This window comes from Psychrobacillus sp. MER TA 171, from assembly GCF_023713305.1.
Classification (GTDB): Bacteria; Bacillota; Bacilli; order Bacillales_A; family Planococcaceae; genus Psychrobacillus.
On sequence record NZ_JAMAWN010000001.1, the window covers coordinates 419924 to 436208 of the forward strand.

A 16285-nucleotide genomic window follows, 5' to 3' on the forward strand; every position below is an offset into this window, starting at 1 on the left:
AGAGTGATTTCTTATATGACGAAAACGGTAGTAGTAACGGATAGCACAGCGTATATCCCTGAAGAAATACGAGCAAGCTTGAATATTCAAATGGTTCCTCTTAGTGTCGTAATTGGAAACGAGACTTATAGAGAAGAAATAGATATTAATACAACCGAATTTTACGATAAAATCAGAAATGAAAAAGCACTTCCAAAAACCTCACAACCGTCTCTAGGAAACTTCGTAACCACGTTCGAAAATTTGGAGAAAGATTATGACTCCATCATTTCGGTTCATCTATCTAGTGGTATCAGCGGGACATTAGCTGGAGCAGAACAAGCGGGTGGAATGGTAGAAGGAATCGATGTCCACACATTCGATACAGAGATTTCCTGTATGGTACAAGGCTTCTACGTAATACGTGCTGCCGAAATGGCACAGGCAGGAGAAACGCCTGAAGCAATTCTTCAAGAGCTGAACAAAATGAAGCAATCCATGCGTGCGTATTTCATGGTAGATAACCTGGATCATCTTCACCGCGGAGGTCGTCTAAATGGCTTTGAGCGTGTTATTGGTTCAGTTCTTCAAGTGAAACCAATCCTTCATTTTGAAAATAAAGTCATCGTTCCTTTTGAAAAAGTTCGTACGCGCAAAAAAGCGATGAAGCGAATTGCAGACATGCTAGAAGAAGACGCTAAAAAATACGATAAAATAAAGGCAACTATCATTCATGCAAACAACGAAGAAGAGGCTAATGCATGGAAGATACTTCTCGAGGCAATCATGCCAAACGTTGAATTTACGATTAGCTACTTTGGACCGGTTATCGGTACGCACCTTGGAGAAGGATCCATGGGGCTAGGCTGGTACCACATCGAGTCGTAATGATGAACGAGCAATTACAACAATTTCTCACTGGACGAATTTGGCTTCGCGCACACACACCATTTCCGCGCGAGGTCATTGACGACCATATCCGCGCCGGTCATATTCACCTCAAGCCAGGAATAGAAACAGTACAATCCCACTCAATTTTCCAATCAAACAAGCACATCTGCAATCGATGCCACAACACAAACCCATCCCTATTTTATTCATTTCCATGTTCCCGTTGTAATCAAATCTGTACCTATTGTCGCCATTGCATCCGCATGGGACGAGTTAGTAGCTGTTCTGAGCTAATGACGTGGGCAAAAGAGCCAGCAATCCGAACAACTAAAGACATTTTTAATTGGAATGGTCAGCTGACACCACTCCAGCAAAAGGCGAGCGAGGAACTTCTACGCAGTGTCCAAAACAACCAATCTCACCTATTGCACGCGGTATGCGGAGCAGGAAAAACAGAGCTACTCTTCCCATCGATCTATGCCTCTCTACAGGCTGGTAAACGCGTATGTGTTGCTGCGCCAAGAACAGATGTCATTTTAGAGCTGTTCCCCCGATTTCAAAAGGTATTCCCTAAAACAATTATTCATGCCCTTTATGGAGGAGCACCAGACCAGGAAGGCTTTGCCACATTAATTTTAGCAACAACTCATCAGCTATATCGCTTCGAGCGGGCCTTTGACGTAGTTTTTGTAGATGAAGCGGATGCCTTTCCTTACTACGCAGACAAAACGCTTCAGCAGGCCGTTGTTAAAGCAGCAAAGCCAGAAGCCACTATACATTATGTGACAGCCACACCCACAGATTCCCTACAAACAACCAATCAATCCATTCTTTCCAGACGATATCATGGTCATCCTTTACCAGTTCCGCGATTCGACAGCCTTTGGGGCTACACGAGACAATTAAAAAAAGGAATCGTACCAAAAAAACTGCAGCAATGGATGGATGATAAAATACAAAACAACATCCCATTTCTCGTATTCCTACCGACAATAGAAATGCTCGATCATTTCCCTGGCGATCTACCTCGCGTACATGCTGAGCATCCTGAGCGAAAGGAACGGGTCATGCAGCTTCGGGAAAAGAAAGTGCCGGGTCTATTAACAACGACGATTCTAGAAAGAGGAATCACGATAGAAAATGTTCATGTTGCGGTAGTGGGAGCAGAACAGACCATTTTCACTGCTAGCGCACTAATTCAAATAAGCGGAAGAGTAGGGCGTTCTAGCTCCTATCCTGACGGGGACATTGTCTTCTTTCATCACGGGATTAGTCACGCAATGGATGAGGCAAAAGAAGAGATTGAGAGGTGGAATGAGCTATCATTTGTTTAATTTGTGGCAGTAAGTTTACGGTTCCTACCACTTGGAGAAGGTTATTCCTCTATGAAACGGAGAGTGCTTGCTGTGATCGATGCCAGCGAAAATTTGAAAAAGCCGATACTGTATTTGATTTCTCCGATTTTATTGGAACGAAGTACGAGGGAGCCCTCGATCAAGTCAAATCACTTTACACGTACAATGAAGCGATGAAAGACTTTCTTCACCAGTATAAGTTTTTACAGGACGTTGCACTTGCGAACGTATTTGCGGGTGAATTAAAAACACTGCCATTACAGGGGGTAGTTGTCCCGATTCCAATGCACCCAGAGAAATTAAAAATCAGAACCTTTTCTCAAGTGGAGGAGTTATTAAATCATGCAGAAATACCATTCCAAAATCTCCTTACGAAAGTTAATTCCAGTGAGCAAGGAAAAAAATCTAAGAAGGAACGCTTGGAGGCTGAGACTTTATTCGAACTAATCCACGAGGTAGAAGCCACACACTATATTTTATTCGATGATATATACACGACTGGTGCAACGGTCCACCAGGCAGCCAAGTTATTGAAAGATGCTGGTGCAACGAGTGTGGAGGCTATCACTTTAATAAAAGGCTAATCTGCCGATATAATACATAACGAGCAGAAATAGTGGAGGTATGGTCATGGGAGAGCTAAAGAATTGCCCGACATGTGGCGAGTTTTTTAACTATACTGGGTTAAGAGAAGTATGTAATCCTTGTGCAATGAATGAAGAAAAGCAATACGAAATCGTCTATCGATTTTTAAGAAAACGAGAAAATCGTGCAGCTACCGTGGAACGAATCGTAGAAGCAACCGGAGTGGAGGAGTCGCTTTTACATAAATGGGTTCGTAAAGGGAGACTACAGCCAGCGATGTTCCCGAATCTTGGGTATCCATGTGATAGCTGTGGTAAATTGACTCAAGTAGGGAAGCTCTGTGGGAAATGCACAGAGGAGCTAAAGTCAGGTTTACGCCAGTTTGATGCTGCAAAAGAATTCCGAGATAAAGTAAATAACCAAGAAGCAGTCTATTATAAGGACCAGAAATAACTCTCACCTTGTGTGGGAGTTTTATGTTTAGGTCAAATTACTCAGTTAATAAATCTAAGTGTCTTATAATAAGGCACATTTACTATTCCAATCATTTCCTTCAAAAGAACTCTAAACACTCGCGAAAATAAACCGAAATAAACAATAGACAATTTTATGAACGAAAGGGGAATGTATATGAAAATCACCAACCATGGTGTTAATCAAATCAATCCATACCAACGTAATCAAATGCAAGTAGGGAAAACTCAAAATACGATCAAGCAAGCCGCTGACCAACTTGAAATCTCATCCGCAGCAAAAAGCATGCAGACGAAATCACCGATAGAGGTGAATCAAGCAGAGCGCGTTGCAGCTCTTAAAGCAGATATTGAAGCAGGCACTTACAAAGTGGATGCGAAGCAGCTAGCGACAAATATTTTAAAATATTATCAAATCTAAAGGAGACCGAGCATGTCCATCGAAAATATTCTGCACTCTCTAATGAACTTAAATATGCTTCACAAAAGTTTGTTAGAAATTGCATACAAAAAAACAGAAGCCATCAAAACGGGGGACATGGACAGTCTTAACCAACTGCTCAAGGACGAGCAGGCGCACGTAGCCGGTATTTCTCAGCTAGAGCAACAGCGTCAATTAGGGGTAACGGATTACCTTCGAGCAAAAGGAATTGCTCCGATCGACAACCCAACTGTAGCCCATGTCTTAGAAAACACCAACACCGAGAAAGAAAAGGAGCAGCTAAGCGCTGCACGCAACCAGCTTCTTCTCACATTAGGAACACTTAAAGACCAAAACGACCTAAACCAAAAGCTAACATTCCAATCACTGCAATTCGTCAACATAACATTAGATATGCTACGACCAAAACCAGACCAAATAAACTACTCGAAGAACGTTGTAAAAGGTCCCTCAAAAGACAAAACATACTTCGACTCACAAGCATAGGAGGCTGACCAATGGGCTCTACATTTATGGGACTAGAAACAAGCAAGCGCGGGCTACACACACAACAATCCGCTTTATATACAACAGGACATAATATCTCAAACGCCAACACGCTCGGCTATTCTCGCCAACGAGTGAATATGGAAGCTACTATAGGCTATCCAGGAACAGGCTTAAATGCACCAAAAATACCTGGTCACCTTGGGACAGGTGTTCAAGCGCAATCGGTTCAAAGAATAAGAGACGGCTTTATCGATACGCAATATCGCCAAGAAGCAAACAAATTAGGCTACTGGGAATCGAGATCATCGGCCATTACACAATTGGAAGATGTATTAAATGAACCTTCGGATTACGGTTTAGCAAAATCAATGGACGAGTTCTGGAGATCCCTACAAGATTTAAGCGTAAATCCAGAAAACGGTGGAGCACGTGCAGTGGTAGTTCAACGAGGAATAGCAGTAGCTGACTCCTTTAATTACATGCACAAATCAATCACACAAATTAAAGAAAATGCTGGTAAAGAAATAGGAATATCCCTAAAGGATGTAAACTCTATTTTGCAGCAAGTAGCAAGTCTAAATGAGCAAATCAAAGCTATTGAACCAAACGGTTATATGCCTAATGATTTGTATGACGCTCGGGACACTCTTTTAGATGAGTTGTCCACATATCTCCCTATTGAAACTAGTAATACTAAATCAGGTGGGAATGCCTTAGCGATAGCGGAAGGTTCAGTTAATGTTTTTTTGAAATTAAAAGACGGTACCTCCTTAAAATTGGTTGATGGAAAAGATTCTGCTGAACTGCGTACTTTTGGACCGAATAAAGAAACTGATGGAATTACTCCAACCGGTACCATAGAAGGCTTTTATATTGTTAAAGTGGATGCTAATGGGAATGATATTAATCTAGCAAATGAATGGACAGATCCAACACCAGTTAATCCGGTACAACAAACAATTACTAACTTCAGTGACCTTGGGAAACTGAAGTCGTTGGTCAACTCTTATGGATACGCTACAGGGGATGTGACTAAACCAGAAAAAGGTCTATATCCTGAAATGATTACAAAGTTAAATGATATGGCAAAAGCATTCGCAAAGGAGTTTAATAAGCTACATGCAGAAGGAACTGATTTAACAGGTGATCAAGGTGGTAACTTTTTCGTCCAAAAAGATATTTTAAATGGAACAGACATCACAGCCGAAAATATTTATGTTTCGAAAAATTTAATAGATGACCCTAATTTATTGGCTGCCTCAAATTCTGCAATAGGTGAAGGGGAACCTGGAAACGGGAAACAAGCCTTAGCCTTAGCAAACATGAAGTTCGCTAGCCTTGATGATCTAGGTAAAGTCAGTGCTCAAACCTACTTCGAAGGTCTTATCGGACAATTGGGTGTAGACGGTCAGCAAGCTGCACGTCTAGAGTTCAATTCAGCAACACTTCAGCAAGCAGTAACAGAACGTCGTGCATCCGTTAGTTCTGTATCACTTGATGAAGAAATGACAAACATGATTATTTTCCAACAAGCATACAATGCATCCGCACGTATGATTACAGTTGTAGACGAAACATTAGACAAAATTATCAACGGCATGGGCCGTGTAGGATTATAATAGGGGGTACTAAACATGCGCGTAACCCAGTCAATGCTATCAAACAATATGCTACGTAACTTATCGAATAGCTATAATAAAATGGGAAAAGTACAAAATCAAATAGAAACAGGCAAAAAAGTAACTCGTCCTTCTGATGATCCCGTAGTAGCAATGAAAGGAATTGGCTACCGAACTGCATTAGACAAGGTAGAGCAATTCCAGCGGAACATCGGAGAAGTAAACAACTGGTTAGATAGCTCAGATGATGCTTTTGATAAAGTTGGTTCAGCGTTACAAAGAGCTAACGAATTAGCAGTTAAGGCTGCAAATGGAACGACAACAGTAGACGACCAAGAAAAGATTAAAAGTGAACTAGATCAGCTAAGACAACATATTCAAAACATAGCGAACACAAAAGTAGGGGACAAATACATTTTTAGTGGCACGAAAACAACTACAGCGCCATTTGATACTTCTGCTAATCCACCTGCTTATGTAGAACTTAACGATGCTGCTGGAAATCCAATAAACCAAGGTTTTATAAAGGATGTTGAAATCGAAGTATTTGATGGGATAAATCTTAAAGTTAATACAAACGCAATAGATGTATTTAAAAATATTGATCAAATGTTCCAGGATATAAAAGATGGAACAGTTGAATTTTCAGAAGCAATTGGAAAAATTGATAAGCAAATGAATGATATTTTAACTACACGTGCAGACATTGGCGCAAGACAAAACCGCGTAGAACTCATGGATGATCGTTTACAATCCCAAGAAGTAATAGCTACTAAACAAATGTCGGAAAATGAAGACGTTGATATGGAAAAAGCGATTACTGAAATGATTACCCAAGAATCGATTCACCGAGCAGCACTATCTGTAGGCGCGCGAATTATTCAACCAAGCTTAGTAGACTTTTTACGATAATGTAAATTAAACAATAACAAAAGCGTTTGGACAACTTGTTCCAAGCGCTTTCTTTAGAGGGGGAGAATAAGTGAACATCCCAAAGCTTCAAGTACAGTCAACAAAAGCAATAATTGGCTTAACTACTCAAAAACCTGTACAACAAATTGAGCAGCCAGTAGCCAACCTAGATATCCAACAACCAAAAGCTATACAAACAATGAAAACAACCAAACCACAGCTTACAATTGACACGGAGCAAGCTCGTGCAGATATAGACTTAAAAAGTGTTAAAAGAAGAATAGAAGAGTTTGCTGCTGAAGGTAAACAAGGTGTTTCAGAAGGAATCGCCAGGCGTGCCCAACAAGGAAACGAGCTGATGAAGATTGAAAACGGTGGAAATCCAATACAAGCACAAGCTAAACAATCAGGCAGACAACCATATACTTCACTAGGTATTAAATTTGTACCGTCTTACGGTAGTGTAAAAGTAAATTTTGAGCCAGGTAGCGTAGACATACAAACTGAACCACAAAAAGTTATAAATAATACGACAATTAATAAACCAATTCATAACTACACACCAGGAAAAGTAAAAATAGAAATGTTTCAACATGCATCATTAACAATCGATTGGCTTGTATAATCGATAGAAGGAGTAAATAAATGAAAATAAACACTGCTTATATGGGTGAAATAGAAATTGAACAATCTAGTCTTATGACATTTGAACACGGTATCCCAGGTTTTGAAAACGAAAGAGAGTTTGCTTTAATTGCAATTGAAGACAATGATGCATTTCAAGTGTTGCAATCCATTCAGACCGAAGCATTAGCATTCATTGTAACTAATCCATATACAATTACCACTAACTATAACTTTGAACTAGACGAAGCAACCGTCAACGCTCTACAAATAAAAGACGAAAAAGATGTGGCAGTCTTTGCAATTGTTTCCTTAAAAGAAACACTTGCACAATCTACGCTTAATCTAAAAGCACCTATCGTTTTAAATACAACAAACAAAAAAGCTAAGCAAGTGATTTTAAACAACGAAGAATACGCTATTCGTCACCTTATTTCTTCAGAAAGTCAAAAGGGGTGAGCAAATGCTAGTATTATCTCGAAAAGTAGGAGAAACAATCTGGATTGGCGAAGATGTAGAACTTGTGATCTCGGAAATAAAAGGAGAGCAAGTGAAAATCGGTATACGAGCCCCTAGAAGTATTGAAGTCATACGAGGGGAGTTAAGACAAGATGTATCAGAGTCTAATACAGAGGCCGTAATCATTAATTTAGACCTTTTAAAAAGACTTAATGACTAATTAGAAATTTATTCAAAAAATAAATTTAAAAACTATTAAACATTATCTCTCGATTCCGATATTATCTATGTAAGCAAGAAAAACGGGGTCCGGCCGGCTCGGTTCTCTTGCCCACATACTAAAAACTGCTCACAAGGAAGTGAGCAACACATTCCAAGGAGGAACTTATAATGATTATCAATCACAATATCGCAGCACTTAACACACACCGTCAATTAGGTAGTGCAACAAATGCACAATCTAAATCAATGGAAAAATTAGCTTCAGGAATGCGTATTAATAAAGCTGGAGATGATGCAGCAGGTCTAGCGATTTCCGAAAAAATGCGTGGTCAAATCCGTGGATTAGATCAAGCTTCTCGTAACTCTCAAGACGCTATTTCTTTAATACAAACTGCTGAAGGTGCGTTAAATGAAACTCATGACATTCTTCAACGTATGCGTGAATTAGCTACTCAATCAGCTAATGATACTAATACAACAAGTGATCGTGGCGAAATACAAAAAGAAATCAACTCTTTAACTTCTGAAATTAACAGAATTGGTAATACAACAGAGTTTAATACTCAAAAACTTCTTAATGGCGGAAAAGACTCTAATAAAGCAGCTGTTGCTGCAGGACAAGTTACAGTTGGTGGATTAACATTTGATACTACTGGAGGAGCTCTTGAAGGATATACTTTTAAATTAGGTACTGTAGCAGCTGCAACTCCTGAAGCGGCAGTAATCGATACTGCAAATAAAACAGTCACTATTAATGGAGATTTTTCTGGAACCCCTGCAGTGACTAATGCTGATCTTGCAACTGCTATAAATGATGCGCTAGAAGCAGAAGGTATTACACAAACTGTTCAAGTAGCTGGTACTGCTGTAACTACAACAACTGGCGCTACTTCAGCAGCCGTTGCTGGTGGTGCTGATGCAGGTGCTGGTCTACAATTCCAAATTGGTGCTAATGAAAAGCAAAGCCTAACACTTGAAATTGGTGATATGCGTGCATCGAGCTTAGGAATTACAGGAACAGCTGATACTGCTGGTTTTACAAAAGCAGATTCAGTAACAAATGGTACTGATTCAGCTGTAACAGAAGCGGCTCTTGACGTTTCAACACATGAAAATGCAGCTTCAGCAGTGACTAAGATTCAAACGGCAATTGATAAAGTTTCTGCCGAACGTTCTAAACTTGGTGCAAACCAAAACCGTTTAGAGCATACAATTAACAATTTGAGCACATCTTCTGAAAACTTAACTGCTGCGGAATCTCGTATCCGTGACGTAGACATGGCGAAAGAAATGATGGAGCAAACTAAAAATTCTATTTTATCTCAAGCAGCACAAGCTATGTTGGCTCAAGCTAACCAACAACCACAAGGCGTACTTCAATTACTTCGTTAATCTTCGCCCCACGGCTTAGATTAGCTAAAAAGAAAGAGACTCTAGGGATATTCGATATTCCTAGGGTCTCTATTTATTATGCACACTCATTCTTTAATAGAGGCTGTCTGTATGGAGTTTTATCCTTCAGAATACTAAATACTACGTTTACTAACCTTCTTTCTACTTAGACAAGGTTTGTTTCTTCTTCCTTCTCTCCGCTCCCTCTTTGATTTTACTATGATAGTATTCATATATGATCGTGTTCTTATTTTTTCTTATTTGTTAAAGGAAAGAGAGTAGGTGGCTTGTTACCTAATTTATTTGAGTACTTTCTTTGCGTACCGAACTTTGTTCAAGTAGAGCTATTTCCCCCAATTTAGCTATTTTATTTACATTAGGAAACCTATTAACATTTCCTTTAAAACATTTATATTTATGGTCAGTTTTCAAGAGCTCCAGGTGCACAAAATCAATAGAGATACCAGTTGCCCTAAAGACGTTGAAAAAGTTCTATTAAGCACTAGAAAAGCTAGTAAAGTTTCCCCTTTAATTTAATGAGTCCCCTTTATATAAAATCTCCCAGACCGATATAATATATAAGAGATATAAATATATACAGAGGGGGCAAGAACCAAGTGGTCAATCGAATTTCTGATTCTGTTATAAATGTTCCTTATTCGTCCAATAAAACAACTGAGGTAGAACCAGTTGTAGCCGTGTCTACTAATGACGTTCCTCTTTCAATAGGGATGGGTAATTTAGAACAATTACCGGCGGAAAAAGCAAAAAAAATGACAGATAGTATGAATAAATTTTTAGAATCAACCAATACCGAACTACGGTTCAAATATCACGATGAGTTGGAAATGTATTATGTGACATTAGTAAATTCCAAGACAGATGAAGTTGTGAGAGAGATTCCTTCTAAGAAATTGATGGATATGTATGCGGCTATGTGTGAATTTGTTGGAATTTTCGTGGACAAGAAAATATAAAAGGTTGGTGGTTTCATGCGTATTACAGGATTAGCAAGCGGTATGGATACTGAGTCGATCATTAAAGATTTAATGAAGGCGCAACGTATTCCTTTAGATAAAATTATGCAAAAGAAACAATACATGGAATGGCAACGAGATGATTATCGTTCAGCTAATAAAAAATTATTTGATTTTCGTACATTAACAAGTGACACGATGATACGTCAATCTACGTATATTCAAAAAACGGTAACTAGTTCGGCACCAGACGATATAAGTGTTAAAAATGTAAATTCGACTAGTGACTTTACAGGAAAGATTAACGTAAAACAATTAGCTGAAGCTGCTACAATGCAAAGTACAGAACGAGTTTTAGCATCTGATGCTGACTTGACAAAAAAACTAAAAGATTTAAATGTTACCGTGCCTACTTCTTTTACTATTAAAACAATCAAAGCAGATGGAACCTTAGATAAAGATGGTTACATTGTAAAATTAGATGAAAATTCAACAATGCAGAGTGTATTGGATGATATTAATAAAAACTCAGGAGTCAACGCTTTCTATGATTCTTTTACAGGAAAGATGGCATTTACAGCAAAGAATAGTGGGGAACTAGCTAAAACGATTGCTGCTGATGGAACCATTACAAATAATAATCCATCCGAGATTATTATCGAAGGAGATACTAATAACTTCTTAAAACTTGAAGATGCAGTAGCAACAGATGGTAAGAATGCTATTTTTATATATAACGGTCTAGAAACACAACGCCAATCAAACACATTCCAAATCAACGGATTTGAAGTTTCTCTAAAAAAAGCCAGTAATACAGACATCACATTCAGTTCTGCACCAGACACCGACAAAATTCTAGCATCGGTAACTAAATTTGTAGATGAATATAACAAACTGATCGAAAACTTAAACAGTGAGATTCGTGAGAAAAAATATAGAGATTTCCACCCGCTGTCTACAGAACAAAAAGCGGATATGAAGGAAAAAGAAATAGAACTATGGGAAGAAAAAGCGAAAAGTGGTACACTTCGAAATGATAGTGTCTTATCCAATGCTTTAGGCCAACTGCGCTCCGCTTTAAACTCAGCAGTTAGTGGAGTCGCTGGTGCTGACCGTTTGAGCGAAATTGGTATCTCCACATCTAGCAATTACATGGAAAATGGTAAACTGGTCATTGATGAAACGAAATTACGTAAAGCAATTTCAGATGATCCTAACCAAGTATATGAACTTTTTGCTGCTGATGGCGCTACAGATTCAGAAAAAGGGTTAGCTAGAAGGTTAGTAGCAACTTTAGACGAAACCCGTAAGAAAGTAATCGAAAAAGCTGGTACGGATAGTGCTGTTAATACCACTTTCTCACTTGGACGTACATTAAAGGGCTATGATGACCAGATTAGTCGATTTGAACTTCGTTTGCAAAATATTGAAACTCGTTACTTTAAACAATTCTCAGCCATGGAATCAGTAATACTCCGCGCAAATAACCAATCTTCATACTTAATGAATGCATTTGGTGGCGGACAATAATAAATCTGTTAAAAGCTTTACGGAAAAAGGAGTGTTAGTATGGCTGTGAATAATCCATATCAAGCCTATCAGCAAAATAGTGTTACCCAATCGTCACCCGGTGAATTGACGCTTATGCTATATAATGGCTGTATAAAGTTTTTAAATCAAGCGAAAAAAGGTATTGAAAATAAAGATATCGAATTAAAGAATACAAATATCCAAAAGGCTCAGAATATTTTACGTGAGCTTATGGTTACGTTAGATATGTCTGTACCAGTCTCAAAATCTATGCTTTCCTTATATGAATATATGATTAATTGTTTAGTGGAAGCCAATATCCATAATGATGCTTCTAAGGTAGACGAAGTCGTTGGGTATACGACGGAGTTCCGTGATACTTGGAAGCAGGTTATTCAAATGAACCGCCAAAAACAATATGGATCTACTGGTGAAATATGATTCGTGAAAGCTTAAAGGTTTGGAGAACTAAAACAGAGCTTTTGGTTCGTTTATTAGATGTTCGGGAAGAAGAAAAAAGAGATAAAGTCATCGAACAAGTGGACAAGCTTATTATGGAGCGGGAAGGTTTACAAAATTCGATACAGGCTCCCTATACGGATGAGGAAATGGAATTTGGAAAAGAGCTTCTGCCTCTAGAGGAAGAACTACGAAGTAAGCTTAGCGTCTATATGAAGGATATTAGAATTGCTATATCTGATCAGCAGAAGAAAAAAGTCTCTGTGCATGCGTATATGGATCCCTATAGCAATGTTTACCGTGATGGTACCTTTTACGATAAGAAAAAATAAGAAACCGGCATGAAGCAACTATGCTTATGCCGGTTTTTACATAGAATTGGAGATTATACAATGGAACATTTAACAGAAGAACAAGTACATTTAATCCGGGAGTACCTGGACCTACTATCCTCGATAAAGGAAGGGTTTGAGTACGTTATTGCAAGCTATGAGGACTATTCAAAGACTGAGGCAGATCTTATTCTAAGTGACATTTTCAGTGCTTTTGTGCAAATTATATCGTCAAATGAGGATTTAGAAAAGGTGTTTGCTGAACAAAGGGAAATTATTCTAGCTCTTCAGGAATTCCAACAGGTAGTTGTGGCTTCTGAAAAATTGGCTGGTTTATTTGATAAAACAAATGCGAAGCAAACAATAGTAAATGAAGATATTTTTCCTGCTTACCAAGCATGGCATTCTAAAATAGAGCCACTACTCAGAGGCTATCAGCTAGCTTAACAAAAAAAGATTTAAAAAGGATGTTCTCCGAGGAACATCCTTATTTATTTACGCTTGAAAACTATACTCCTTCAACAACCCCTCAAGCTTCAAAGCAAGACCAATACTCCCATCCACATTCAGCTTCCCGAACATAAAGGCAGAAGTACTGTTCAAATCTCCATTAATCAGCTTTACAAAATCCTTTGAGCTTAATTTTAATGTGCAATCAGCCTTAGTAGAAGTATCGTCTGTTACAAATGCTCTACCGTCTGCGATGACTAATTGTTTAACGGATGGCTCGTCGCCGGATAGGTGGAATTCGTAGCGGACATTTTGGTTTTGGATTGGTGCTGGTTTGTTGTTCATTGTGTTTTCGATTTGTGCCCATGTTTCATTCATAGTCATATCCCCTTTGTCTAAATGAATGGTTATTCATTTATGATTATGACATATTTTCTGATAACTTACGAGCGTTTATTTCCCAGGTAATATTTTGTTGAAAGTTGTGGATGTTACGAAAGTTTTACCGATATAAACAGAAAGGGGGTTTAAAGTATGAGAAAGAAAGTGCTGATTATAGCTTTTATGCTGTTTTTTATTACAGAAAATGCAAGTGCAAGTACGCTTTATGAGGTGAAAAAGGGAGATAGCCTTACAAAGATTGCTAAATTACATAAAGTAACGGTAGCTGATTTACGTACTTGGAACAAGCTGACAAAGGATAATATTTATATTAAGCAAAAGCTTGTAGTACAAAAACCAGCCACAGTTAAAAGTGTCACAAAGGTTGTCCCAGCTAAGGCGGCACCTGTTGTGACAAAGCCTGTTCAAACGGTAGCTGCTCCAGTAGCGACACCAGCTCCAGCACCTATTATTTCAGGTGAAGGACATGCCTATTACCCACTAATCATTGATTTTGCTAAACGTTTGGAAGGTATTCCTTATTTGTATGCGGGAAATACGATGGCTGGGTTTGATTGCAGTGGGTTTATTTACTTCCTACATAATCAGGCTGGTGTAAAAATGGAACGTAAGAGCAGTGAGTCTTATTATTTGGATAGTGTTGTGGTGACTAATCCGGTCCCTGGGGATTTAGTGTTTTTTCAAAATACATATAAAGAAGGAATCTCTCATATGGGAATCTTTTTAGGGGACAATCAATTCATCCATGCAGGATCTAAGGGAGTAGAGATTACTATGCTCGATAATGTGTACTGGAATGAGCACTTTGTATCCTTTAATCGATTTGTTCAAAAGTAATTAAGACAGGAGAATGATTATGAAGTGGACCATTACAAAAAAAATGTGGTTGGGCTTCTCTGCAATTATCCTATTGATGATGATTGTTTCCTATGTTACTACTCTAGCATCAAAAGGGATCAATAGTCAGTACAGGGAAATTTTAGAGGTGGATAGTAAGAATGTGAGTCTGATTCAAGAGATTCAAATGGCTCAAAATGAAACTACCGAAAACCTGTATGATTTTTTACTGACGAAAATGGATGCTTCTAGAAAAGCTGTTAGAACTAACATAGATTCCACTGGAACACTAATGGAGGAACTAAAAAAAGGGATAAATTCAGAGGAGTCTCTGCCGTTCATTGAAGATTATGAAAGAAAATATGTGATGTTTGTAGAAGCTAATGAGAAGCTTATATCCAATCAAATTCTTGTTGATCCAACTCAAATAAATACATTAACAAAAGATGTTAAAACGGTTAATGATAATATGGTGTCTTTGCTAGACAAGATAGAGGAGCAGCTTCAAAAAGATATGGCATCTACAGTAGAAGAGCTGCGAAATTACGAGCGTAATACTACCCTACTTGTAATGGGCATTACGATTGCAGGGGCAATACTCGGAGCAGTGATTGCATTTTATATAGGTAGAAGTATAGCACGTCCGATTAAACGTGTGACTTCTGGTCTTACACAAATTGCAGGGGGCAATCTGCTTGTAGAGCCAATTCTGATTAAGAACAAAGACGAGGCTGGGGAAATGGCCTCAGCATTTAACAAAATGTCAGCCGACCTCCGTATGATTGTTTCGAATGTACAGGAAACGTCTATGCAGCTTGCAGCTAATGCGGAAGAATTATCAGCCAGTTCGGAGGAAAGTTTAGCGAGCTCACAAATGGTAGCAAGCTCAGCTCATGAGCAAATGGCTAGCAGTGAACAGCAGGTACTCCATATGACTACTTCTATGGAAGGGATGTCGGAGCTTTCACAAGGAGTGAATGAAATTGCCTCTAGTAATGGTGAGATGCTTAATTCTGCTAATAATGTCGGAAAGCTTGTTAAACAGGGCTCAGATGTCATCGAGGCGGTGGCACAACAGATGAGCACTATTCATGAGACGTTTAATGAAACAGCAACCAATATGAGAGATATGGAGAAGCATTCTAGTGATATTCAAGGCATTACTACTCTTATTACACAAATCTCAGAGCAAACGAATCTGCTTGCATTAAACGCTGCCATTGAAGCAGCTCGAGCTGGAGAATATGGAAAAGGATTCGCGGTCGTTGCAGATGAGGTACGAAAGCTTGCAGAGCAATCCAAAAATGCTGCTTCTGAAATAGCGGACATGGTAAAAGTGATCCAAGGGGCTACCGAGAATGCGGTGGGTGCAATTACAGTAGGAGAAGGCAAGGTTAAAGAAGGATTAGCGAAAACAAAAGAATCCTTAGATGTATTTGAGCATATTGAAACCGCAGTAGTAGAAGTAGGCTTTAAAGTAGAATCTGTTTCTAGTGCAATTAAGCAAATTCAGATGATTGCCCAAACTGTCACGGAAGGCTCAAGGGATGTTCAAAGACTCGCAGAGATTGTAGCACAAGGGGCTACTGATACTAGCGCAGCAACAGAACAACAGCTTGCTTCCAATAGTGAAATTACGTCTAATGCTCAATCTCTAGCAAATTTAGCAGAAAAATTACAAGATAATATAAGTCATTTTAAAATGTAGGTATAAAGGTTCTATACTTAATTTAAAAAGTGTAGAACTTTTTTATGCCATTAGGAATAAATATGTACATTTATCTATGTCAAAATACCTTATAAAGAGTATAATTATAGAGGCGCATTTTACTCATGTATGAAAATAATTACGGAAA

At 38.6% G+C, this 16285-nt stretch carries 20 protein-coding genes; 19 read left to right on the top strand and 1 reads right to left on the bottom strand.

What is annotated here, in order from left to right:
- The first annotated feature begins 15 nt into the window (after window positions 1-15).
- From M3627_RS01855 to M3627_RS01935, 17 genes are all read left to right on the top strand, one after another.
- Window positions 16-867 (top strand): DegV family protein, encoded by an 852-nt coding sequence (locus tag M3627_RS01855; protein WP_251552769.1) that lies wholly within the window; start codon window positions 16-18, stop codon window positions 865-867.
- Between the two features lie 266 nt (window positions 868-1133).
- Window positions 1134-2204 carry an ATP-dependent helicase ComFA gene (locus M3627_RS01860; RefSeq protein ID WP_353056446.1) on the top strand — a complete coding sequence of 357 codons (1071 nt, stop codon included), beginning with the start codon at window positions 1134-1136 and terminating at the stop codon, window positions 2202-2204.
- A 194-nt stretch (window positions 2205-2398) separates the two neighbouring features.
- Window positions 2399-2809 (top strand): ComF family protein, encoded by a 411-nt coding sequence (locus M3627_RS01865; protein WP_251552771.1) that lies wholly within the window; start codon window positions 2399-2401, stop codon window positions 2807-2809.
- Between the two features lie 46 nt (window positions 2810-2855).
- On the top strand, window positions 2856-3263 hold the full coding sequence (locus M3627_RS01870; RefSeq protein ID WP_251552772.1) for a TIGR03826 family flagellar region protein: 408 nt from the start codon (window positions 2856-2858) through the stop codon (window positions 3261-3263).
- A 177-nt stretch (window positions 3264-3440) separates the two neighbouring features.
- The gene (gene flgM, locus M3627_RS01875) at window positions 3441-3704 is read left to right on the top strand and encodes a flagellar biosynthesis anti-sigma factor FlgM (protein WP_251552773.1); all 264 of its coding nucleotides are present in this window, start codon (window positions 3441-3443) and stop codon (window positions 3702-3704) included.
- 12 nt (window positions 3705-3716) lie between these two features.
- The gene (locus tag M3627_RS01880; protein WP_251552774.1) at window positions 3717-4211 is read left to right on the top strand and encodes a flagellar protein FlgN; all 495 of its coding nucleotides are present in this window, start codon (window positions 3717-3719) and stop codon (window positions 4209-4211) included.
- 11 nt (window positions 4212-4222) lie between these two features.
- Window positions 4223-5833, top strand: a complete 1611-nt coding sequence (flgK, locus tag M3627_RS01885) for a flagellar hook-associated protein FlgK (protein WP_251552775.1) — start codon at window positions 4223-4225, stop codon at window positions 5831-5833.
- A gap of 15 nt (window positions 5834-5848) precedes the next feature.
- The gene (gene flgL, locus M3627_RS01890; RefSeq protein WP_251552776.1) at window positions 5849-6745 is read left to right on the top strand and encodes a flagellar hook-associated protein FlgL; all 897 of its coding nucleotides are present in this window, start codon (window positions 5849-5851) and stop codon (window positions 6743-6745) included.
- 70 nt (window positions 6746-6815) lie between these two features.
- The gene (locus tag M3627_RS01895) at window positions 6816-7370 is read left to right on the top strand and encodes a DUF6470 family protein (protein WP_251552777.1); all 555 of its coding nucleotides are present in this window, start codon (window positions 6816-6818) and stop codon (window positions 7368-7370) included.
- Window positions 7371-7390: 20 nt separating this feature from the next.
- Window positions 7391-7828 (top strand): flagellar assembly protein FliW, encoded by a 438-nt coding sequence (fliW, locus tag M3627_RS01900; protein WP_251552778.1) that lies wholly within the window; start codon window positions 7391-7393, stop codon window positions 7826-7828.
- A gap of 4 nt (window positions 7829-7832) precedes the next feature.
- Window positions 7833-8048 (top strand): carbon storage regulator CsrA, encoded by a 216-nt coding sequence (gene csrA / locus M3627_RS01905; protein ID WP_251552779.1) that lies wholly within the window; start codon window positions 7833-7835, stop codon window positions 8046-8048.
- Between the two features lie 170 nt (window positions 8049-8218).
- On the top strand, window positions 8219-9442 hold the full coding sequence (locus M3627_RS01910) for a flagellin N-terminal helical domain-containing protein (protein WP_251552780.1): 1224 nt from the start codon (window positions 8219-8221) through the stop codon (window positions 9440-9442).
- Between the two features lie 617 nt (window positions 9443-10059).
- Window positions 10060-10419, top strand: coding sequence for a flagellar protein FlaG (gene flaG, locus M3627_RS01915; protein WP_251552781.1), 360 nt, complete (start codon window positions 10060-10062; stop codon window positions 10417-10419).
- A 15-nt stretch (window positions 10420-10434) separates the two neighbouring features.
- The gene (locus M3627_RS01920; protein ID WP_251552782.1) at window positions 10435-11949 is read left to right on the top strand and encodes a flagellar hook-associated protein 2; all 1515 of its coding nucleotides are present in this window, start codon (window positions 10435-10437) and stop codon (window positions 11947-11949) included.
- Window positions 11950-11988: 39 nt separating this feature from the next.
- Complete coding sequence (fliS, locus tag M3627_RS01925; protein WP_251552784.1) at window positions 11989-12390, top strand: flagellar export chaperone FliS; 402 nt, start codon at window positions 11989-11991, stop codon at window positions 12388-12390.
- The gene (gene fliT / locus M3627_RS01930; RefSeq protein ID WP_251552786.1) at window positions 12387-12740 is read left to right on the top strand and encodes a flagellar protein FliT; all 354 of its coding nucleotides are present in this window, start codon (window positions 12387-12389) and stop codon (window positions 12738-12740) included. Before fliS ends, fliT begins: the two co-directional genes overlap by 4 nt.
- Window positions 12741-12800: 60 nt before the next feature.
- A complete protein-coding gene (locus M3627_RS01935) occupies window positions 12801-13187 on the top strand; it encodes a DUF8042 domain-containing protein (RefSeq protein ID WP_251552788.1) in 387 nt (128 codons plus the stop codon).
- Between the two features lie 48 nt (window positions 13188-13235).
- Here the strand turns inward: M3627_RS01935 and M3627_RS01940 are convergent, their stop codons facing one another.
- A complete protein-coding gene (locus M3627_RS01940; RefSeq protein ID WP_251552789.1) occupies window positions 13236-13568 on the bottom strand; it encodes an SCP2 sterol-binding domain-containing protein in 333 nt (110 codons plus the stop codon).
- A 156-nt stretch (window positions 13569-13724) separates the two neighbouring features.
- On the opposite strand from M3627_RS01940, the gene M3627_RS01945 reads away from it, so the two are divergent.
- Both M3627_RS01945 and M3627_RS01950 read left to right on the top strand, forming a co-directional pair.
- The gene (locus tag M3627_RS01945; RefSeq protein ID WP_251552790.1) at window positions 13725-14429 is read left to right on the top strand and encodes a C40 family peptidase; all 705 of its coding nucleotides are present in this window, start codon (window positions 13725-13727) and stop codon (window positions 14427-14429) included.
- 19 nt (window positions 14430-14448) lie between these two features.
- The gene (locus M3627_RS01950) at window positions 14449-16137 is read left to right on the top strand and encodes a methyl-accepting chemotaxis protein (RefSeq protein WP_251552791.1); all 1689 of its coding nucleotides are present in this window, start codon (window positions 14449-14451) and stop codon (window positions 16135-16137) included.
- Window positions 16138-16285: the final 148 nt, after the last annotated feature.